The following is a 20,510-nucleotide window of genomic DNA, read 5'->3' as shown; positions in this document are numbered from 1 at the left end:
CGGCGCGCATCACTTTTGACGCGGCTGTGGAGGAAAATCGCCCGAATCGAGACTTGCGTAGTGGGTTGTGCGTCAGACGTGCCCCTTTCCTGAAAAAGTCGCCCGGAGTCATAGCCGCGCTGTCCCGCGTTTTCGGCACCCCTACCGGCCCACTATGGAAGCGCCTCCTGTGATGCTTGCCTCACGCAGCCTCACAACTTTCTACCTTTGGACTGGCCGGCACAGTGACGTTCGCCGGACCGCATGGCGGCGATCAACGGCACCATCGAGACCCGCCGCGCGTTACTGCAGAGCTCGACCGGGCGCGTCGTCCGTGCACCTTTTTCGGTACCGCAGCTGAACGGCGGTGGAATCGTGGAAGGCGGCATCTGTGGGATCCCCCAGACCATAATGGCTGTGAACAACGCGCCAGGTTGCGCTGACCCAGCACTGGGCCGCGGCTATTAAAAGCGCGACCACCGCCAGGACATGCGGGCGAGATGCCGATCGAACCTTCAAACTGTGCCGTCGACCTCGACGCCGCAGCGGCCCCGAGACGTGACGCATCCCGACGAAGCGCACAGACAGGTCACCGGATACCCTGGCGTTGGGTGACCAATCGTCCACCGCGTATGGGAGCGTCAGACGCCGCGCCGCGTACCCATCCCGGACGCACCGTGGTCGTTTATGGGGCAAATGAATGGATATAAAACGGAACGACACAGACTGACGGCGCGGCGGAGAGTCCGCTCCCACAGCCATCAACGTCAGTGACAAAGCGACACTCGAGCGGCCCCCCACATCTTGCTGTGCGTGTGACGCTATTCCCAAGGTGGCCATTAGCGAAGCACCAAAACGGAGCATCGGAACTTGAAGCGCATCGTATGGCGGAAACGCATCGGGCCGGCTACACGCTCGTCCCGACGTTGAAGCCTAAGATCGCCGACACACGCTGACGGCAACCACGATTGTGGCGTCTCCTCGACATCCCGACGAATGTCGCGACGATAGCGCCACCTTTTCCGCAACCCGGTTATGATGTTCGGGCCCTGTTCGAAATATGAAGACGACCAGGGGCAGGGGCGGTATCTCGATGTACTTCACTCCGTGACCAATCACAAAAGAGAGTTCAGTGATGCGAATCCAGATCAAAAAGCTCGCACTGGCTGCTTCGGCGGCTGCTTTCCTCCTCGGCTCGACCGCGCCGGTATTCGCGCAGACCGATGCCAGCGCACCGGCCGCATCCACCGCGTCGGATGCCAAGGCCGCGAAGCACGAGGCGCGCAAGGCTGCCCGGGCAAAACGCAAGGCCGAACGCAAGGCGGCACGCGCGAAAAACACAGCTGAGCTGAAGAAACTCGAAGACGCGGGATACAAGCCTTCAGCCAATGATCCGAATTATCCGCAGAACTTGCAGGACGCGCAGAAGAAAGCAGCCGAGGCGGCTGGCGCAAGCCAATAAGCGTGATCTGGCGACAAACCCTGCTCGAACCGGGGTTTGTCGCTCGCGCATGCACAAATGAATGCGCGTCATCCAGTCATCATATGCGTTCGTCTACAGCTGAATTGATTCGTTGTCCTTGGTGATTGAGGTGCAATGATCGTCAGGGTACGTTTCGGCCAACACCGCCATTCGCCTATTCCCAGACGGTTCACTTAGTCAGTGCATCTGACATGATCAGCTGCGCGTTTCCCACCGACTTCAGCCAACCCGTGAATGCGCGCACGGATTCATCCTTCGCACGCGCGGTCGACACGTAAGTGAAGTAGCGCCACGCCGGCAGCGCCGGCTCGCTGAATGGCTGCACCAAACGCCCTTCGGCGATATCGTCCGCGACGAGCGCGATCGGGCCCATCGCGACGCCGAGCCCGTCGAGCGCGCCCTGTAGCGTCAGGTAGAAGTGCTCGAGCGTGAGCGAATGCCGCGGAACCAGATCTGCATGGCCCGCCGCCGCGAGCCACTCGGGCCACATGCCCGGATAGGTCGCCGAATGCAGCAGCGTGAAGCCGGCAAGGTCCGCCGGTGTGCGCAGTTGGCGGCCGTCGAGCAGTTTCGGCGCGCACACCGGCAGCCGGACTTCGGAGAGGAATTCCTCGGCGACGTAACCGTCGATCGCCTGCGGGCCGCCTCGGACGATCAGATCGACCTTGTCCCGCAACTTCTCGATCGGCTCGTTCGACGTCGAAAGCCGCACCTCGATGTGCGGATGGGCGACCTGGAACGACGACAGCCTCGGCACCAGCCAGCGCAGCGAGAAGGTCGCCGGCGCGCTGACGCGTAGTACGCGCTGCTGCCCCGCGCCGAATTGCTGCGCAGTCGCGAGCGCGATCCGGTCCAACGCGGCGCCCACTTCAGCGAGATACGCGCGCCCCGCATCCGTGAGCTCGACGCGCCGATTGTGCCGGACGAATAGAGGCCGGCCGAGCCACGCCTCCAGCTGCTGGACATGCCGGCTGATCGCGCCATGCGTGACGCACAGCTCGTCGGCGGCCAGCGTGAAGCTGCCGAGTCGGGCGGCGGCTTCGAATGCGCGCAATGAATTCAACGGTGGGAGTCGCCGGGCCATTTATCCAGATCTGTGAGATTTCCTCACGCGAATTATTAGCTTTAATCGTTTGATCGCGCAAGCGGGACTACGCCACTATTGCGTTCAAGCGGCCGATGGCCGGCGTATATGTCTGGATTTATCACATGGAGGATCGGCCATGCCGAATGTCGTGGTGGTGGGCGCGCAGTGGGGCGACGAGGGCAAGGGGCGTCTGGTGGACTGGCTCGCGGGGCAGGCCGACATCGTCGCGCGGTACAACGGCGGCCACAACGCGGGACATACGTTGGTCGTCGACGGGGAGACCTACAAGCTTGCGCTGTTGCCGAGCGGGCTGGTACGCGGCAAGCCGGGCGTGATCGGCAACGGCGTCGCGCTCGACCCGCAAGCGCTGCTCGCCGAGATCGCGCGCATGGCGGAGCTCGGGGTCGCGGTGACGCCGGACAACCTGTCGATCGCCGAGAATGCCACGCTGGTCCTGCCGATTCACCGGGCCGTCGATTGTGCACAGGAGCAGTTGCGCCGCGAACCGATCGGCACGACGCTGCGCGGGATCGGCCCCGCCTATGAAGACAAGGTCGGCCGCCGCGCACTGCGCGTCGCCGATCTCGCGGAACCGGACCGGCTCGCCGACAAACTCGACGTACTGGTCGACCACCACAACGCGTGGTTTCGCGGTCTTGGGCTCGCGCCAAGCTCGCGCGACGCGATGCTGCCGATGCTCGTTGACCTCGCGCCCAAGGTGCTGCCGTTCGTGCGGCCGGTGTGGGCCGACCTCAACGACGCTCACGCGCGCGGCGAGCGCATCCTGTTCGAAGGCTCGCAAGCCGTGATGCTGGACATCGACTGGGGCACGTATCCGTTCGTGACCTCGTCGGGCACGGTCGCGTCGGCGGCGGCCGCCGGCACCGGTCTCGGCGCATCGAAGCTCGGCCATGTGCTGGGCGTGACCAAGGCCTATGCGACACGGGTCGGGGGCGGCCCGTTCCTCACCGAACTCGACAACGCGACCGGCGAGCGATTGCGCACCCGCGGGCGGGAATTCGGCGTCAATACCGGCCGGCCGCGCCGCTGCGGATGGCTCGACGCCGTCCAGCTGCGCCAGGCCGTCAAGGTGTCCGGCATCGATTCGCTGGCGCTGACCAAGCTCGACGTGCTGGACGGGTTCGAGTCGATCGCGCTGTGCGTCGGCTACGAACTCGACGGCGCCCGCATCGCTCACTTGCCCACGAGCCTCGATGCGCAGTTGCGCGTGCGGCCCATCTACGAGGAATTCGCCGGCTGGGACGGCACGGTGAAAGGCGTACGTGAGCGTGCGGCATTACCGCGTGCCGCGCAGGCTTTCATCGAGCGGGTCGAGGCGGTCGCGGGCGTGCCGGTTTCGCTGATCACGACCGGACCGGAGCGCGACGACACCATCGTGCTGAGCAATCCGTTCGACTTCGAACGCGCCTGAGTGCGACGCTGCACGGCGTACGTAAAGTGAGGGCCGCGCCGCGCCGCGCGCCCGCCTGCTTGCGCAGCCGGCACGGTTGGTCGTCGGCGTTGGCTGCCGCGCGCGAACCGCGTTCCCCGAGCGCGCCTGCTGCAAGCTGGACACGTCTGCACCGCTGCGGTACTGTTCCGCACGATTCGCGCCAGCCCGTGCCGTGCCGGAGAGGGCGCTGCTGCGACGCGATTTCAATCCCGGAGACAGGCCGATGGATACGTTACAGATGATGCGCATTTTTGTCCGCGTCGCGGAGGAAGGCAGCTTCACGAGCGCGGCCCAGCGCCTGGACATCACGACCGCCTACGCGTCGCGTTCGGTTGCGCAACTGGAAACGCATCTGCGCACGCGCCTCCTCAATCGCAGCACGCGCCGCATCGCGCTCACCGATGCGGGGCAGCGCTACCTGGATCGCTGCCAGCGGGTGCTCGCCTACATCGACGAGGCCGAGGCGGAAGCGGCGGACGCGCAGGCCAAGCCGTCGGGCCGGCTGCACGTGCACGCGACGACGAGCTTCGGCCAGGCGTACGTGGTGCCTGCAGTCGTGCGCTACCGCGAGCGCTATCCATCGGTGGCGGTCGAGCTGACGCTGTCGCAGCATGTGCCCGACATCATCGACGAAGGCTACGACGTGTCGCTGCAATTGAGCACGACGGAGCTGCCCGATTCCGGGCTCGTGTCGCAGCGGCTCGGCACCGTGCACAGCGTGCTGTGCGCGTCGCCCGCGTACCTGCGCGCACACGGTACGCCGCAGACGATCAAGGACCTCGAAGCGCATGCCTGCCTGCAGATCGTCACGCCGGTGTTTCCGCGCGACCGCTGGCATCTCGACGGCCCTGACGGCCGGGAGACCTTCGAGCTTCCGTTGCCCGATTTTCAGGTGAATGTTGCCGATGCGCTCGGCGCGGCGCTGCGCGCCGGTCTCGGCATCGGCTCGCTGCCGATGTCGACCGCGGTGCCGGCACTGCGCAGCGGCGCGCTGGTTCGCGTGCTGCCCGAATACCGGCTGCAGAAGCTGACGGTCTACACGCTGTATCCGTCGCGGCAGTACCTCGACGCGAAGATCCGGACGTTCGTCGAGTTCCTGCGGGAATGCGTGCCCGAGATGCTGGCTGCCGACGAGGCGGCGCTGCGCGGGACCTGCGTGTCGTGAGCGATATTCGGCGCTGACGTGGCGTGCTTGGTGCGCGACAGTTGCAACGGTCAGGAAGTGGCGTCGTTCGCGATGTGTTCTGCGAAGTTGATGCCCGCCATTAGAGCAGCCATCGTATAAGACGCTCTGCCGGCATCGACGCGTAGCGTCGAGCGTTGCGATTTCGGCCAGCGTACCGATGAGGTGGTGGTGGGTAATGCGAAACGGCGCGCCCGCGGTCCCGCATGCACTCCTGTAAACGGACAACGCCACGGAGTCGATCCGTGGCGTTTCGTTTTCAAGCGCAGCAGCAGCAACGCCGGTCAGCGGATCACTTGCTCCAGAGCGTGCGGCCGAGGAACGTGAGCGTCCGGTCCCATGCGATCTGCGACCATGCCGGATCGTATTGCGTACCGCCGATGCGGCCCGGACCGACCGCCGTCTCGTTTGCAAACGCATGGTGCGCGAGATAGCGATGGAATTCGATGCCGACGTTCGCGTCCGTCAGCTTCTTTTCCAGCGCGTCCACCTGATCGATCGTAAAGAACGCATCCTGCGTCGCCCAGTGGCCCATCACGGGCACCTTGATCTTCGATGCGTCGATGTAGTCGAGCGGGGGTAGGCCGTACCATGCGACGCCGGCCGCCACGTCGGCGTTCTGCAGCGCGAGCAGGGTCAGTGCGCCGCCCATGCAGAAGCCGGTGACGGCGATGCGCGCGGCGCGCGTCTTCAGGTACTGCACCGCGCCGGGAATGTCCTGCGACGCTGCGTCGCCGAAGTCGAGCGCGCTCATCAGGTGGTGCGCCTCCTCCGCCTCGACCGTCGATTTCCCGCGGTACAGGTCGGGAACGAGCGCGAAGTACCCGGCCCGGGCGAGCCGGTCGGCGACGCCGCGGATCTGGTCATTCAGGCCCCACCATTCCTGGATGACGACGACCGCGGGCGCGCCGTCGGTCTTTTCCGGCGTAGCCAGATAGCCCTGCAGTTCCTGGCCGTCCGGGCGGCGAAAGGTGATCATGGATCCGGATGCTTGAGACATGAAACCGCTCCTTTGCGAGAAATGCGATGAATGCGGCATCGGGCGGCCAGCGAGTGCAGAGTGTCCTGAGACTCGCGGTTCGGTTGCATTCGCTTCGGCCGGCACCGACCACGCGGCCATTCTATGCGCAAAAGGAGGCACGCTGCGTGACACGAAGACGGCCGGTCCGTGCGTCGCGTTGCATGCAAATAGGAGCCGCGGGAATGCAATACCCGCCCCGATGAACGGCGGCGGGGTGGCGCGCAGGCTCGACGCGTCGCGCTTATTCACCGAAGTAGATCGACTCGCGAGCGTCCTGCTTGATGGCAACGACCCGGCCGGCACGCACACCGGCACCGGCCTGAGCACCGTAACCCGTTGTGTCGTTGTTCGTCATACGGGCCTGGGCAGCTTGCAGCGCGTTCGGGTAGTGGGCGTCTGAGAGTTCGGGCTTGTATCCGGCCTGTTCGAGCTGGATCAGTTCAGCGCGGACTTGCTCGCGCGTCAGCTGGCCGGACGAATTCGACTGCGCGAGCGCGGCAGCGGATGCGGACAGCGCGGTAGCAGCGGCAACTGCGTAGATAAAGGACTTCATGGTGACCTCCGTTTTTCGTAGATTTCGCGCTTCGCTGGTTGTGTCGAGCGGTGTGATTGCATCGTAGCGAGCGAGATACCGGACGGAAATACGCGTTCCGGCGAATAATTGTTGCAACTGAGTAAACGGTCGGCGGGAGATGCCGCTTGTTAGGGGCGAAGTCGTTTGTACTAAATTGATGGCGATGCGGCATCGGACGGACGCCGGAAATTTTTTGTAGGAAAGCTAACTGTAGAGCGAAACTTGGTGGTCGTTACCTTGCGCCTTGCGGCTCACGTCCACCGTTGCACCTTCATGGATCTGCCAGATCGTTCGGATGCGCCATTGCGCCCAGCAGATCATTCACGTGAAGGCTCGATCAAGTCCGCTTCAGGCGTGTAGTCGCGGCGATCCCGTATATATCAATGCGCCGCGAGCATGCGAACACGCTGTCTTCGAGCGGGGACGTTTTCTGGACGCTTATGGGAAATCCGTCATCGGCCCGATGAGCATCTGTCTGCTCAAAGTGAAAATCGCCGGCCCTTCAACTTGGTTGCGTGAACGAATCCGACGACATGGTCGCAGTAAAGACCCAACCGACGGCCGGATTTCGACAGCGAATGACCGGCGAACCTTCGCTGCGCCCCGACCTGCGGACGTGCCAGCCCCGCACGCACCGACGTACCCATCGGAAAATTTGTCACGTGACAACCGTATGACGTTCCGCGTCACTTTATATACTGAACAATTCGACCGCCACTCCCCGGCCGGTTCCGGCCACAAATACAGCGACAGCGCCGGTAGTCAACGAACGGCACAACCTTCCCTCCCGGCTACATCCGCCCCCAGCCTCCGGCAAAACGCCTATAATGATTGGGCAAATTGCCGGAGCACACCCATGAGCACAATCGCGTTCCATCCATCGGGCATTGCCCACCCGCGCCAGGCCGAATTTACGATCCTGGAGCAGTTGCTCGCGATTCGCGTTCGCTCCGGAGCCGATCTCGCCGAGCTGGCGAGCGCGCGTGTCGACGTCGCGGTGATTGATCGACTCTCGGAGCGTGGATTGAAATCCGACGAACTCGCGTTCATCATCCCGCGTCGCACATTGAGTCATCGTCGCCAGGCGCATGAGCGCCTGTCTCCCGAAGAGTCCGACAAGGCGATCCGTCTCGCGCGGATCGTCGCGCAGGCGACCGCCACCTTCGGCGACCCGGACAAGGCGATGGCGTGGTTGCGCAGCGGGCTTCAGCGCTTCGGCGGCCGGACCTCGCTCGACATGGCAAGCACCGAGCACGGCGCGCGGCTCGTCGAAGAGGCGCTCACGCAGATCGACGAAGGGTACTTCGCTTGACGACGCTGTGGCGGATCAGCAATTACGCCGACCTGAAGGGCATCGGCGGATTGCGTGCGGGCGGCCGCTGGCATTTTGCGGGGCAGCCGGTCGTGTATCTCGCCGAGCATCCGGCGCTGGCGCTGCTCGAGACGCTCGTTCACTTCGAAATCGCCACCGTTGCGCAGTTGCCGAGCGGATACCAGCTTCTCCGCATCGAAGCGTCTGAATCGGTCGACGTTGCCGAGATTTCCGAAGGCGACGCGCCTGCAGATTGGCGTGAGAACGTCGACTGGACACGCAGCGCCGGCACCGAGTGGCTGCAGACGAAGCCGAGCGCGTTGCTGCGCGTGCCGAGCGCGGTCGTGCCGCATGCGCATAACTTCCTGCTCAATCCGCTGCATCCGGCCGCATCCGACGTGCGGATCGCGGAAGTCATGCAGTCGCCGTACGACAGGCGCATTCTGCATCTGGTCCAGACCACTCGACGCGACTAGCGTCCGCTGCGCACCGTCGTGCGTGTCGCTTCGATCACCGCTCGTGCGCGGCACGATCCGCCGCAGCGTCGGGCGCGAGGGTTCTGCCGATTCGCGTGACCGTTCTTGCGCTGCTCAGGCCGAGCAGCGCGCTGACATCGGCATGCGATCGGCCGTCGAGCAACTGGCGACGCGCATACGTATTGCGCAGTACGCGCGGCCCGAGATCGGTTGCGTGAAAGCCGATCGCTTTCAGCGCGTCGCGCACGACCATCAGCAGGAACATGTCGTTCATCGCAGCGCCGCTTCGCGGAGCAGGAAAGAGCAACGTGGAGACCGGCGCATCGACGGACATCGCGCACCACGCGCCGAGCGGCGCAACCGCAAACGGCGCGACCGGGATCGTACGCGCGGGCCTCGCATGCGTGCGCGGTACGCTGATCGACGGTGGCCGTGCGTCGAGATCGAGCGCATTGCGCGTCGCCGCACGAATTTCGGCCGACGTGATGCCGGTCCCGAGCAGCACTGCAACGATCGCGCGGTTCCGGCATGCGGTGGGCGTATCTCCAGGACGCGGCTGCACGTAGCGCTGCAGCGCCGTGTCGGCTTCGGTCGGCAGATAGCACGGTTCGGGTTCGCTGTCCGGCCATCCTGCGTTGTGCGTCGTCCGGCCGGCCGGATGGATGGTGCGTACACCGGTTTCGACGAGATGTCGGCACAGTCTGTCGATCAGCTTCGCGTAGCGCACGCGCGTCGACGTGCCGGGCGCGCAACTGCGCTCCAGTTCGCTCAAAAACGCCGCCACGTGATCGGCGCCGAACGTGGCGAGCGACACGCGATGCGCGACGAGATGGCGCAAGAACCGCTCGAACATCGCTGTGTGCTGCACGATCGATCGCGGCGCAAACGGACGACGGTCGGCTCCCCTGGCAGCCGTTTGCTGCCACGCGAGAAACGCACCGACGGGGTCGTGAGTCCAGCGATTCGTGTCCATGCCTGATTTATAGCCGTAATGCGGTGCTGCCCGCAATGTTGCCGTCGGCACGTGCGGCAGCTGCTTGCCGCGCCACTTCATACCCGTGGCGCTACACATATGTTTCGGATCACTACGTGAACGGAGAGGTTCGCTATCAGCCAACGGCATCACGTCGTAATCGCCCATGTCCCCGATTGCGGGCCGCTCGATCAGCGGCCCGCCGACATGATTGTCAAACACTGTGAGTCAATCGTCAGCATTTGCAACCGAAGTAACAGTCGCTGCAATTCGCCGGTTTTCGGCGTTGGCATCGCTACATTAGCTCCACCTGCCGCACGTCGCGGCGAGGCATGCGACAAGCCGCGACAGGCGGCCCGCAGCAACAACGTCTTTAGGGAGAATGACCATGAACAAGCTTCGTACGGTTCTGCTCGGCGCTGCGCTGACGGCAATCGCATCGGCTGCCTTCGCACAAACGGCTCAGACGGGCGCCGCGGGCTCCGCTGGCGTTGGCGCACAAGTTCAGACGCCGTTGCTCGGCGGCGGCGTGGGCGTGCAGGCGGGTGCCGGCGCGAACGCGGCGGGCTCGGGTGCGGGCGCGGGCAATCTCGTCGGCGGGGCGCTGCACGGCGTCGACAACACAGTCAGCGGCGTGGGCTCGGCCGCGGGCAACGCAGTCGGCGGCGCGACCCACGCTGTGGGATCGGCAGCCGGCTCGGCGAAGGACGCGGCAACGTCGGCCGCGCATTCGGCGAAGGCGCACGTGAAGCGCGTCGCAAGTTCCGCGAAGAGCCACGCGCAAGGTGCGGTCTCGACGGCCGGCGACGTCGCGGGCAACGCGAAGGCGAAGGCCGGCGAAGCGCTCGAAGGTGCGGCGAACCCGGTACAGGGCGGCGCATCGGTCGGATTGAAGGGCTCGGCGTCGGCGCAAGGCGGTGCGCTGTAAGCAGAACGCTTTGAGCGAACACGCGGCCCGCTTCGATTCGGGCCGCGATTGAGCAGAACCGCGAAGTCGATGGAAGCAGCCCGATCACCTATGTGACCGGGCTGCGTCATTTTGTGGAGATAGGCGCTGCCGTCAGCGCTCGCACGCGAATCTAGTCGTTCGAGTCGCTCCGCAAAAGATCCGGCTGACCATAGGCCGATCGGTTCGCCGCGGGCGGTCCGCGTCGGGATGCCGATCGCCGGCGCGCCATGCTTAAATAGCGAGGCAAGCTCGCCGCTGCGGGCAAAGCGGGTACAACGATCATCATCGTGACGCGTGACTCCGCCAGGCTTCCACACCGATCTCACCTTGCTGCATCGCGACGCACGTCGAACCCCGCGTGCGTCGCAAATGTGCGGGCAGCTTCGCCAGTCGACAGCGAAACATCGCACGACGCCATGATGCATCGCGTCTACCATGCTTCGACCAGCACGTTTGTCGAGCCGGAGCCACCACGCGCTTGCCGGCGTTCCGGGCCCCGCACATGCCGCGCGCCGGCTTTCGGGTACCATCCCGCCCGCAGGGCGACGCCCTCGCAGCGGTTGCGACGCGCATCGCCCCATCGACGGTGCGGGCTTCGTTCAGCGCGCAATCGCCGCGGCATCGCCCATCGTCATGAACCAGAGGATTCTTCGTGAAGTTCATCCATGCGGCAGACATTCACCTGGACAGCCCGCTGCACGGCCTGAGCGCCTATCCCGATGCGCCGGCCGCGCAACTGCGCAACGCGTCGCGCGACGCGCTGCGGCAGCTCGTGGATCGCGCGATCGAGGAGGAGGTGGCCTTTCTCGTCATTGCCGGCGATCTCTACGACGGCGACTGGAAGGATCACAACACCGGCATCTTCTTCGGCCAGCAGATGGGGCGTCTGCGCAAGGCGGGCATCCGTGCGTTCGTGCTGTGGGGCAACCACGACGCCGAGAGCGAGATGACGAAGAAGCTCACGCTGCCGGACAACGTCACGGTGTTCAGCCACCGCAAGCCGGAAGTCCATCGCCTGCACGAATTCAACGTGGCGCTGCACGGGCAGAGCTTCAAGGACAAGGCGGTCGTCGAGAATCTCGCGATCGGCTATCCGGAACCCGTGCCCGGCTGCTACAACATCGGCGTGCTGCATACGGCGCTCGAGGGCTACACGGCGCACGCGAGCTACGCGCCCTGCACGCTCGCGGAGCTGCACGCGAAAGGCTACGACTACTGGGCGCTCGGGCACGTCCACGAGTTCCAGCAATGGTCGGGGCCGTCGACGATCGTGTTTCCGGGGAACCTGCAGGGCCGGCACATCCGCGAGACGGGCCGGCGCGGCGCGGTGCTCGTCACGGTCGAGGGCGGCGAGACGCGCGTCGAGCGCCTGTATCTCGACGTGCTGCGCTGGGAGGCCGTCGCGGTCGATGCGGCCGATTGCGTCACGATCGCCGACCTCGCGCGGAAGATCGGCCAGTCGCTCGAAGCGCTGCTGACGGTCGACGGCCACGTGCCGCGCGCGGTGCGCGTGACGGTCACGGGCCGCACGCCCGCGCACGGGCTGTTCTTCGGGCGCGCGACGCAGCTGCGCGCGGAAGTGCTGAACCAGATCGGCATCATCGGCAACGAGCGGCTCTGGCTCGAGAAGGTCAAGGTCGCGACGTCCGCGATGGATCTGTCGCATGGCGAGACCGAGCAGCTCGAGGCGCTCGAGGACCTGAAGCAGATCCTCGCGGACGCCGCGCACGATCCGGAATTTCTCGCGCAGCTCGAACGCGACCTGAAGCCGTTCGTCGGCAAGGTGCGCAGCGAGGTGAAGGAAGAGGTGCCGCTGCTGTCGCTGGCGCGGTCCGGCGAGCTGACGGCACTGGTGCAGCAGGTCGGCCCCGCGTTGCTGGCGCGCCTGGCGCAGGGGGAGTGAACGATGCGCATCAAGCGACTCGACCTGATCAGGTACGGCAAATTCACCGACGCGGCGCTCGGCTTTCCGCGCGCGGACCACGATTTTCATGTGATCGTCGGGCCCAACGAGGCCGGCAAGTCGACGATCCGCACGGCCGTGTCGGAGCTGCTGTTCGGGATGAAGCTGCAGACGCCGCTCGATTTCCTCCACAGCACGCCGGAGCTGCGGATCGGCGGCGTGCTGGAGGGCAACGCAGGCACGCTCGCGTTTCACCGCGCACGCGGGCGCAGCTCGTTGCGCACGCCTGCCGACGACAAACTGCCCGACGATTACCTCGCGGCGATTCTCGACGGCGCGACGCGCGAATTCTTCGAGCAGATGTTCGGGCTCGATCACGGGCGGCTGGTCGAGGGCGGCAGGAGCATTCTCGACGCGTCCGACAAGCTCGGCCAGGTGCTGTTCGAATCGGCGGCGGGCGTCGGCAGTCTCGGGCCGGTGCGCGAGGAGCTGGAAGCGCGCTCGGGCGAGCTGTGGGCGCCGCGGCGCAGCGGCAGCGCGTTCGCGGTGGCCGAGATGTCCTTCAACGAAGCGGTGGGCGAACTGAAGGCGGTGCAGGTGCGCACGCGTGACTGGGTCGACCGCAAGGAGGCCCGCGAAGCCGTCGATCAGGAAATCGAACGGGCGCGCGCCGAGCAGCGCCGGCTCGAAACGCTGCGCTCGAAGCTCGAGCGCGTGCGGCGGCTCGCGCCGTATCTGAAGGAATTGACCTTCAAGGAAGCGGCGCTCGCGGAACTGGGCGCCGTCGTCGAGCTGCCGCCCAGCGCGTACGCGGACTTGCTGAAGGCGCAAGGCGATCTGGCTGCCGAGCAGAAGGTGCTCGAAGAGCGTCGCGCGGACCTGCTCGCGAAACGGCAAGCGCGCGACGCGATCGTTCCCGATGCCGACGCGCTCGCGCTCGCCGGCGACATCGAAGCGCTCGACCGCTTGCGCGGCGCCTGCATGAACCACGCGCAGGATCTGCTGCTGCTCGGCGCCGACGTCGAGCGGCATCTGTCCGCGGCAGCGGCCGCCGCGGCGCAGCTCGGCTGGCCCGCGGACGAAGCGGCGCTGCGCGCGGCGCTGCCGAAGGCGCTGTCGCTGAAGACGGTTACCAACCTGCTGCGTGAACACGGCGCACTGCATCAGGCGCTGATCGGCGCGCGCGAATCGCTCGACGAGCGCACGCGCGAACTCGCGCACGCGCAGGAACAACTGGCGCGCGTGTCCACCGTCGATGTGCCGCAGGCACTTCGCACCGCGCTTGCCGATGCGCAGGGTTTGCGCGGCAGCGCTCAGCGGGAACAGGCGCTCGAACGCGACATCGCAGCCGTCGAACGCACGCTCGCCGACGCGCTCGATGCGCTCGGCCAGTGGCGCCGGCCGGTCGATGCGCTGCGGGTGCTCGATGTGCCGTCGGCCGCGCGGCTCGGCGTGCTGCTGAACGAAGCCAGCGAGCGCGCGAGTGCGGCGGCAGCCGCGCGCGATGCACGCGACGGCGCGCGCGAAGAACTCGAACGCCTCGAACTGCAGGAGCGGCATTTCGCGGAGACGCACAAGGTCGTCACGACCGCGGACGTGCTGGCGGCGCGCGCGCGCCGCGACGGCGCGTGGGGCGACATCAAGCGCGGCACGGTCGGCCTCGACGCCGGCGCGCCGGCGGTCGACGATGCGATCCGGCTCGCGGACGAGCTCGTCGATTCCCGGCTCGGCACGACGCAGGCGGCGGCGACGCTGCAATCGCTGCGTCAGCAGGTCGAGTCGGCGCGCGCAGTGCTCGCGCGCCGGCAGGCGGCGATGGACGAGCGCGAGCGTGAGCTCGCCGCGCATCGCAGCGCGTGGGCGGAACTCGCGACGGCCGCCGGCGTGCCGGGCATGCCGCTCGCCGACATGAACGACTGGCTGGCGAAGCGCGATTCGGTTTTGGCCGCGCAGCTGGAGCTCGACCGGCAGCGCCGCGAGCTCGCGACGATCCGCGATGCGCGCACCGCGACCGAACACGCGTTGCGTGCGGCGCTGCGTGCCGTATCCCGCGCCGACGACGCCGACGGGTTGGCGGCGCTCGTCGCGATCGCCGAGACATACGTGCAGACGGCCGAAAAGACGCTCGCGCAGAAGGAGAGCCTCGAGGACCGCGTGCGCGAAGCGGACCGCGGCTGCGCGACCGCGCGCTCGCGGGCCGGCCAGGCCGAAACTGCGTATGACGCCTGGCACGCGCAATGGCTCGAGGCGCTTGCCGACGCACAGCTTTCCGCGAGCGCCGGCACGCTGGCCGCCGCGGAAGGTGCGCTCGGGCTCGCGACGACGGTGACGGTCGAGCTCGCTGCGGCCGACGCGCCGCGCAACCGGATGGCGGCGATCCGTGCAGAACTCGCTGCGCTCGAGGCCGGTGCGCGCCGGCTCGCGGGCGCGCTCGCGCCGTCATGGCTGGCGGGCGACGACTGGCTCGACGTCGCGCGCCGGTTGACCGTGCGGCTGGCGGCGGCACGGGAAACGGCACGCGCCGTCGATCGTGCCGACGAGGCGGTGACGCAGGCCGACGACAAGGTGGCAGATGCGGCCGCCGCGGTGGCCGGTGCGCAGGCGCGCGTTCAGCCGCTGCTGCAGCTGGCGGCGGTCGCAACGATCGATGCGGCGTTGCCGCTGGCCGAGCGCTCGGATCGGCAGCGCGCGCTTCGACAGGCCGTAGACGCCGCGAAGCAAGCGCTGGTGCGCGATGGCGACGGGTTGTCCCAGTCGGCGATCGAGGCGGAAGTCGAGGAGCAGGACCTCGCCGACGTGCCGGCGCTGCTCGAATCGGCGAAGCAGGCGCTGGGCGATGTCGGCAAGCGCCTGAACGAGCTTGCGCAGAAACAGGTGGTCGCGGAGCAGGCGTTCGGCGCGATCGACGGCCAGGCGAATGCGGCCGTCGCCGAGGCGAAGCGGCAGGAAGCGCTGGCCGCGATGGGCGACGCCGCCGAGCAGTATCTGGAGGCCGCGACGGCGAGCCGGCTGCTGAAGTGGGCGACGGATCGCTATCGCGACCAGAAGCAGGGGCCGATGCTCAAGCGCGCCGGGGAAATCTTCGCGGGGCTCACGCTGGGCGAGTTTGCGCGGCTGACGGTCGATACCGAGCGCACGCCGCCCGCGCTCCATGCGAAGCGGACGAAGGGCACGGCGGTCGAGGTGACCGGCATGAGCGAGGGGACGCGTGACCAGCTGTTCCTGGCGTTGCGGATCGCCGCGCTCGAACTGCAGCTGCGCAACCGGACCGCGCTGCCGTTCGTTGCGGACGACCTGTTCATCAACTTCGACGACGCGCGCGCGAAGGCGGGGCTCGAAGCGCTACGCGACCTGTCGACGCGCACGCAGGTGCTGTTCCTCACGCACCACGATCACTTGCTGCCGCTCGTGCGCGACGTGTTCGGCGTGCAGGTGAACGTGGTGGCGTTGCAGCGCGAGGCGGCCGGTGCGTGATGGCGAGCGGCGCGCTACCCGATAGGTGGGAATGGTCGTTGCGGACAGGTAGTATGTGCGGTTGCGAAATGCCGACGGCCGGCCCGCTCGTCGCGGGCCGGCCACACGAGGGAGCGACATGAACAAGCTGGTGGCAGCCATCGCTTTCGCGGCGGACAAGCATCGCAATCAGCGGCGCAAGGACGACGAAGCGTCGCCGTACATCAATCATCCGATCGCACTGGCCGACGTGCTGGCCAACGAGGCCGGCATCGAGGACGAGCGCGTGATCGTCGCGGCGGTGCTGCACGACACGGTCGAGGACACCGAGACGAACGAGCAGGAATTGCTGCGCCTGTTCGGCAAGGACATCGCGGATATCGTGATGGAAGTAACGGACGACAAGTCGCTGCCGAAGGACGAGCGCAAGCGGCTCCAGATCGAACACGCGGCGCACATCAGCCGTCGCGCGAAGCTGGTCAAGCTGGCCGACAAGATCTGCAACGTGCGCGATGTCGCGCGGCACCCGCCCGCGGACTGGCCGCTCGAACGCAGGCAGGCGTATTTCGACTGGGCCAAGGCCGTGGTCGATCGCATGCGTGGCGTGCATCCGGGGCTCGAGGCGATCTTCGACGCCGCGTATGACGCGCGGCCCGCCGAGTGATACGCGGCCATGCCGGCGGCCCGATTTCTATCCGTCGCGCGATCGCTGCCCGCGGTGGCGGGCGTCGATGTGGGCGGCAACAGGAAGCAATGCGATCTCGTGATTCTGCGCGGCGCGGCGATCGTCTACCACGCGGCGCGGATCGCACCCGAGGCGCTGCCTGCGCTGTGCATCGAGCATGACGTGGTGGCCGTCGGCGTCGACGCGCCGAGCATCTGGTGGACGGGAAGCGGTCGTCGGGCCGCCGAGCAGGCGCTCGCGCGCGAACGGATTTCATGCTTTCCGACGCCGTCGCGCGAGCAGGCCGTAGCGAGCGCGTCGGGCTTCTTCGACTGGATGTTCATCGGAGAGCGCGTTTACCGCGCGCTGGCGGATACCTATCCGTTGCTCACCGACGCGCGGTATGCGGGCGGGCGCGTGAGCTTCGAGACTTACCCGTATGCAGTTACGTGCGCGTTGCTCGGCAAGGCGATCGCCTCGGCGAAGCAGAAGCGCAACCAGCGCCGGCAATTACTGATGCAGCTTGGGGTCGACGTGACCGCACTTCGATCGGTCGACGCACGCGATGCGACGCTTTGCGCGTTGACCGCGCAATACGTGATCGATGGAAACGCGCATGCGTATGGGGATGCGGCGGGCGGCTATATCCGCGTGCCGGTGGTCGACCGGACGATCGTTCTCGATACGCTGTTGCGGGTGAGGCCCTGATCGCACGGCGCCAAGGTGAGCCTTTTCGGGAGCTGCACCGAGCGATCGCCGTTGACGGCGCGAACGGTGGCGAGCGGCCGCAAGCGCCATGTGCGCAGGCGAGTCGCCTGCCTGCCGGCCGCGGCGCTCATTCTTCGAGAATCGATTTCGGTATGTTGGACAGAGCGCAGGCGTCTGCCTGCTCGAAATACGTTTGCGCATCGTCGATCATCACGACCGCTACGTCGATCAGTTCGTCGAGGCGCTGCAGCAATGCATCGCGCCACTCCACGTCCTCGTCACGTTCGGGCGTCTTGTCCAGCTGTTCGACGATCGATTCCGCTGTTTGCAGGAAGGGGATCGCCTGCTGGTAGTTTTCGATCGAGACCATCGCAGCGTTGCGCGCACCGACGAGCCGTTCGCGATGCTCGTCCGCGAGCTCCGACTCGCCGCTGATTCGCGGCAGGACGTCAGAAATGCGTTGCAGGAGCGGCGGGACCTGTTCCTCCAGCATGGCGGCGCGCTGGTGTAGTGCTGCGTATTCGGCGCGGAGATCGGCTTCGTCGGATTGAGTGGAGCTGTCCATCGTTGGTCATTGTGCGTGGTGCGATCGCGGCATGATACTCGACGGCGAGCACGTCGTTGTTTGTGCTCCGGCCTGATGGCTGGCGTGAGTCAAATGCCGCGCGTGGTCGAATCGCGGCGTGGCCGCTGTTCGATATAGCGGCGCTGACTTTCCTCTTATCCGGCGGGTACCTCGTTCGTGCGGCGATATATATAGAGCGTGATGAGCACGACACCGGAAGCCGCTGTACGCGATAGCCCAGGAGGCTTTTTCAAAATATTTTCACAAAGGGGTTGCGTTGCGAGAGGCGGGTGCATAGAATCACGCCTCTTTCGCGCTACCGGAAACACGGTGCGGAAGAAGGGAAGCGGTGCGGTTGGGTGGCTGGAGTGGCCAGAACGCACACGAAGCTGAACCCCTCACCGTCACAACGAAGCAGTTCAAAAAGTTGTTGACGAGTGAAGAAAGACGGTTCATAATCTCGCTTCTCTGCTGCTGAAAACGCAGCGCTGCTGAGAAACGCGAAGTTCCTCGCAGAAATGCTCTTTAAAAATTAACAGCCGATAAGTGTGGGCGCTTGATGGAAGCGAGCTGATCTTCGGGTCAGAAAGCGAAAGTATCAAGAGTCTCACACTAAAGTAAGTCAGGTTTATGAAGAGATTCATATACCTGTCAGCTTTGAGTGAGCGACCGGTTCTTAACGGAACCGAAAACAGTAACAGGTTTAAACTGAAGAGTTTGATCCTGGCTCAGATTGAACGCTGGCGGCATGCCTTACACATGCAAGTCGAACGGCAGCACGGGTGCTTGCACCTGGTGGCGAGTGGCGAACGGGTGAGTAATACATCGGAACATGTCCTGTAGTGGGGGATAGCCCGGCGAAAGCCGGATTAATACCGCATACGATCTATGGATGAAAGCGGGGGACCTTCGGGCCTCGCGCTATAGGGTTGGCCGATGGCTGATTAGCTAGTTGGTGGGGTAAAGGCCTACCAAGGCGACGATCAGTAGCTGGTCTGAGAGGACGACCAGCCACACTGGGACTGAGACACGGCCCAGACTCCTACGGGAGGCAGCAGTGGGGAATTTTGGACAATGGGCGAAAGCCTGATCCAGCAATGCCGCGTGTGTGAAGAAGGCCTTCGGGTTGTAAAGCACTTTTGTCCGGAAAGAAATCCTTGGCTCTAATACAGTCGGGGGATGACGGTACCGGAAGAATAAGCACCGGCTAACTACGTGCCAGCAGCCGCGGTAATACGTAGGGTGCAAGCGTTAATCGGAATTACTGGGCGTAAAGCGTGCGCAGGCGGTTTGCTAAGACCGATGTGAAATCCCCGGGCTCAACCTGGGAACTGCATTGGTGACTGGCAGGCTAGAGTATGGCAGAGGGGGGTAGAATTCCACGTGTAGCAGTGAAATGCGTAGAGATGTGGAGGAATACCGATGGCGAAGGCAGCCCCCTGGGCCAATACTGACGCTCATGCACGAAAGCGTGGGGAGCAAACAGGATTAGATACCCTGGTAGTCCACGCCCTAAACGATGTCAACTAGTTGTTGGGGATTCATTTCCTTAGTAACGTAGCTAACGCGTGAAGTTGACCGCCTGGGGAGTACGGTCGCAAGATTAAAACTCAAAGGAATTGACGGGGACCCGCACAAGCGGTGGATGATGTGGATTAATTCGATGCAACGCGAAAAACCTTACCTACCCTTGACATGGTCGGAATCCTGAAGAGATTCGGGAGTGCTCGAAAGAGAACCGGCGCACAGGTGCTGCATGGCTGTCGTCAGCTCGTGTCGTGAGATGTTGGGTTAAGTCCCGCAACGAGCGCAACCCTTGTCCTTAGTTGCTACGCAAGAGCACTCTAAGGAGACTGCCGGTGACAAACCGGAGGAAGGTGGGGATGACGTCAAGTCCTCATGGCCCTTATGGGTAGGGCTTCACACGTCATACAATGGTCGGAACAGAGGGTCGCCAACCCGCGAGGGGGAGCTAATCCCAGAAAACCGATCGTAGTCCGGATTGCACTCTGCAACTCGAGTGCATGAAGCTGGAATCGCTAGTAATCGCGGATCAGCATGCCGCGGTGAATACGTTCCCGGGTCTTGTACACACCGCCCGTCACACCATGGGAGTGGGTTTTACCAGAAGTGGCTAGTCTAACCGCAAGGAGGACGGTCACCACGGTAGGATTCATGACTGGGGTGAAGTCGTAACAAGGTAGCCGTATCGGAAGGTGCGGCTGGATCACCTCCTTTCCAGAGCTATCTCGCGCAAGTTGAGCGCTCACGCTTATCGGCTGTAAATTAGGACAGACTCAGGGGTCTGTAGCTCAGTCGGTTAGAGCACCGTCTTGATAAGGCGGGGGTCGTTGGTTCGAATCCAACCAGACCCACCATTGTCTGGCGTGGAAACCTGGGGCGTCTCTGTATGGGGGCATAGCTCAGCTGGGAGAGCACCTGCTTTGCAAGCAGGGGGTCGTCGGTTCGATCCCGTCTGCCTCCACCAATCCTCAATGCCAAGAGTTTGCTGAAAAAAACAGCGAGCGCTTTGCATTGGCGATTGAGCCAGTCAGAGTGATGCAGGAAACTGTATCGGCTGTCGTTCTTTAACAATCTGGAAGAAGCAAGTAATTTGGATAGCGGAAGCGTCTCTGAGATGGACGTGGAAACTATCCGGGTTGTGATTGTATCGATGTATCTCAAGATGATTCGAACTTCATGTTCGGCTCAATTGGAATACGGCAC

At 64.9% G+C, this 20,510-nt stretch carries 15 protein-coding genes, 2 tRNA genes and 1 rRNA gene; 13 read left to right on the top strand and 5 right to left on the bottom strand.

The features are described from left to right. Nucleotides 1-1,114 precede the first annotated feature (1,114 nt). On the top strand, nt 1,115-1,441 hold the full coding sequence (locus WJ35_RS18840; RefSeq protein WP_069239683.1) for a hypothetical protein: 327 nt from the start codon (nt 1,115-1,117) through the stop codon (nt 1,439-1,441). A gap of 190 nt (nt 1,442-1,631) precedes the next feature. Here WJ35_RS18840 and gcvA read toward each other — a convergent pair whose 3' ends face one another. Continuing rightward, nucleotides 1,632-2,546 (bottom strand): transcriptional regulator GcvA, encoded by a 915-nt coding sequence (gcvA, locus tag WJ35_RS18835; protein ID WP_069239682.1) that lies wholly within the window; start codon nt 2,544-2,546, stop codon nt 1,632-1,634. Nucleotides 2,547-2,685: 139 nt separating this feature from the next. Between gcvA and WJ35_RS18830 the strand changes: the two genes are divergently transcribed. After that, nucleotides 2,686-3,981, top strand: a complete 1,296-nt coding sequence (locus tag WJ35_RS18830) for an adenylosuccinate synthase (RefSeq protein WP_069239681.1) — start codon at nt 2,686-2,688, stop codon at nt 3,979-3,981. A gap of 244 nt (nt 3,982-4,225) precedes the next feature. Next, entirely contained in the window at nt 4,226-5,167 is a 942-nt protein-coding gene (locus WJ35_RS18825; RefSeq protein ID WP_069239680.1) for a LysR family transcriptional regulator, read from the top strand. 310 nt (nt 5,168-5,477) lie between these two features. Here WJ35_RS18825 and WJ35_RS18820 read toward each other — a convergent pair whose 3' ends face one another. Together WJ35_RS18820 and WJ35_RS18815 are read right to left on the bottom strand one after the other, a co-directional pair. Then, nucleotides 5,478-6,185 carry a dienelactone hydrolase family protein gene (locus WJ35_RS18820; RefSeq protein WP_069239679.1) on the bottom strand — a complete coding sequence of 236 codons (708 nt, stop codon included), beginning with the start codon at nt 6,183-6,185 and terminating at the stop codon, nt 5,478-5,480. A gap of 262 nt (nt 6,186-6,447) precedes the next feature. Further along, complete coding sequence (locus WJ35_RS18815; RefSeq protein WP_011879649.1) at nt 6,448-6,759, bottom strand: DUF4148 domain-containing protein; 312 nt, start codon at nt 6,757-6,759, stop codon at nt 6,448-6,450. Between the two features lie 877 nt (nt 6,760-7,636). Here WJ35_RS18815 and parS point away from each other — a divergent pair. Together parS and WJ35_RS18805 are read left to right on the top strand one after the other, a co-directional pair. Beyond that, nucleotides 7,637-8,092: an antitoxin Xre/MbcA/ParS toxin-binding domain-containing protein gene (gene parS, locus WJ35_RS18810; RefSeq protein ID WP_069239678.1), complete on the top strand. Its 456-nt coding sequence runs from the start codon at nt 7,637-7,639 to the stop codon at nt 8,090-8,092. Next, complete coding sequence (locus WJ35_RS18805; RefSeq protein ID WP_069239677.1) at nt 8,089-8,568, top strand: RES family NAD+ phosphorylase; 480 nt, start codon at nt 8,089-8,091, stop codon at nt 8,566-8,568. The genes parS and WJ35_RS18805 overlap by 4 nt, the downstream gene beginning before the upstream one ends. Nucleotides 8,569-8,602: 34 nt before the next feature. On the opposite strand, the gene WJ35_RS18800 is transcribed toward WJ35_RS18805, so the two are convergent. Continuing rightward, a complete protein-coding gene (locus tag WJ35_RS18800) occupies nt 8,603-9,541 on the bottom strand; it encodes a tyrosine-type recombinase/integrase (protein ID WP_011879652.1) in 939 nt (312 codons plus the stop codon). A 388-nt stretch (nt 9,542-9,929) separates the two neighbouring features. Between WJ35_RS18800 and WJ35_RS18795 the strand changes: the two genes are divergently transcribed. The 5 genes from WJ35_RS18795 to WJ35_RS18775 all read left to right on the top strand — a co-directional run bounded on the left by WJ35_RS18795 (nt 9,930) and on the right by WJ35_RS18775 (nt 17,218). Continuing rightward, nucleotides 9,930-10,469, top strand: a complete 540-nt coding sequence (locus WJ35_RS18795) for a hypothetical protein (protein ID WP_069239812.1) — start codon at nt 9,930-9,932, stop codon at nt 10,467-10,469. Between the two features lie 673 nt (nt 10,470-11,142). Next, nucleotides 11,143-12,393: a metallophosphoesterase family protein gene (locus WJ35_RS18790; RefSeq protein ID WP_060237677.1), complete on the top strand. Its 1,251-nt coding sequence runs from the start codon at nt 11,143-11,145 to the stop codon at nt 12,391-12,393. 3 nt (nt 12,394-12,396) lie between these two features. Continuing rightward, nucleotides 12,397-15,867 (top strand): ATP-binding protein, encoded by a 3,471-nt coding sequence (locus tag WJ35_RS18785; RefSeq protein ID WP_069239676.1) that lies wholly within the window; start codon nt 12,397-12,399, stop codon nt 15,865-15,867. Between the two features lie 118 nt (nt 15,868-15,985). Beyond that, nucleotides 15,986-16,510 carry an HD domain-containing protein gene (locus tag WJ35_RS18780; RefSeq protein ID WP_069239675.1) on the top strand — a complete coding sequence of 175 codons (525 nt, stop codon included), beginning with the start codon at nt 15,986-15,988 and terminating at the stop codon, nt 16,508-16,510. 9 nt (nt 16,511-16,519) lie between these two features. Beyond that, nucleotides 16,520-17,218, top strand: a complete 699-nt coding sequence (locus WJ35_RS18775) for a DUF429 domain-containing protein (RefSeq protein ID WP_069239674.1) — start codon at nt 16,520-16,522, stop codon at nt 17,216-17,218. A gap of 127 nt (nt 17,219-17,345) precedes the next feature. Here the strand turns inward: WJ35_RS18775 and WJ35_RS18770 are convergent, their stop codons facing one another. Next, a complete protein-coding gene (locus WJ35_RS18770) occupies nt 17,346-17,783 on the bottom strand; it encodes an ATPase (RefSeq protein WP_069239673.1) in 438 nt (145 codons plus the stop codon). Between the two features lie 705 nt (nt 17,784-18,488). On the opposite strand from WJ35_RS18770, the gene WJ35_RS18765 reads away from it, so the two are divergent. The 3 genes from WJ35_RS18765 (at nt 18,489) to WJ35_RS18755 (ending at nt 20,271) form a co-directional block, all read left to right on the top strand. Further along, a 16S ribosomal RNA gene (locus WJ35_RS18765) occupies nt 18,489-20,021 on the top strand. A gap of 63 nt (nt 20,022-20,084) precedes the next feature. Continuing rightward, nucleotides 20,085-20,161 (top strand) — tRNA-Ile (locus WJ35_RS18760). A gap of 34 nt (nt 20,162-20,195) precedes the next feature. After that, nucleotides 20,196-20,271: transfer RNA gene (locus WJ35_RS18755), tRNA-Ala, on the top strand. Nucleotides 20,272-20,510: the final 239 nt, after the last annotated feature.

Source organism: Burkholderia ubonensis, assembly GCF_001718695.1.
In the GTDB taxonomy this organism is placed as follows: Bacteria; Pseudomonadota; Gammaproteobacteria; order Burkholderiales; family Burkholderiaceae; genus Burkholderia; species Burkholderia ubonensis_B.
Note: the sequence above shows the minus strand (reverse complement) of the source record. Positions and strands in the feature narration are given on the sequence as shown.

Excerpts from the sequence above, each read along its gene's own strand:
- WJ35_RS18840 (WP_069239683.1), top strand. The coding sequence starts at position 1,115 with ATGCGAATCCAGATCAAAAAGCTCGCACTGGCTGCTTCGGCGGCTGCT.
- gcvA (WP_069239682.1), bottom strand. The coding sequence starts at position 2,546 with ATGGCCCGGCGACTCCCACCGTTGAATTCATTGCGCGCATTCGAAGCC.
- WJ35_RS18830 (WP_069239681.1), top strand. The coding sequence starts at position 2,686 with ATGCCGAATGTCGTGGTGGTGGGCGCGCAGTGGGGCGACGAGGGCAAG.
- WJ35_RS18825 (WP_069239680.1), top strand. The coding sequence starts at position 4,226 with ATGGATACGTTACAGATGATGCGCATTTTTGTCCGCGTCGCGGAGGAA.
- WJ35_RS18820 (WP_069239679.1), bottom strand. The coding sequence starts at position 6,185 with ATGTCTCAAGCATCCGGATCCATGATCACCTTTCGCCGCCCGGACGGC.
- WJ35_RS18815 (WP_011879649.1), bottom strand. The coding sequence starts at position 6,759 with ATGAAGTCCTTTATCTACGCAGTTGCCGCTGCTACCGCGCTGTCCGCA.
- parS (WP_069239678.1), top strand. The coding sequence starts at position 7,637 with ATGAGCACAATCGCGTTCCATCCATCGGGCATTGCCCACCCGCGCCAG.
- WJ35_RS18800 (WP_011879652.1), bottom strand. The coding sequence starts at position 9,541 with ATGGACACGAATCGCTGGACTCACGACCCCGTCGGTGCGTTTCTCGCG.
- WJ35_RS18795 (WP_069239812.1), top strand. The coding sequence starts at position 9,930 with ATGAACAAGCTTCGTACGGTTCTGCTCGGCGCTGCGCTGACGGCAATC.
- WJ35_RS18785 (WP_069239676.1), top strand. The coding sequence starts at position 12,397 with ATGCGCATCAAGCGACTCGACCTGATCAGGTACGGCAAATTCACCGAC.
- WJ35_RS18780 (WP_069239675.1), top strand. The coding sequence starts at position 15,986 with ATGAACAAGCTGGTGGCAGCCATCGCTTTCGCGGCGGACAAGCATCGC.
- WJ35_RS18775 (WP_069239674.1), top strand. The coding sequence starts at position 16,520 with ATGCCGGCGGCCCGATTTCTATCCGTCGCGCGATCGCTGCCCGCGGTG.
- WJ35_RS18770 (WP_069239673.1), bottom strand. The coding sequence starts at position 17,783 with ATGGACAGCTCCACTCAATCCGACGAAGCCGATCTCCGCGCCGAATAC.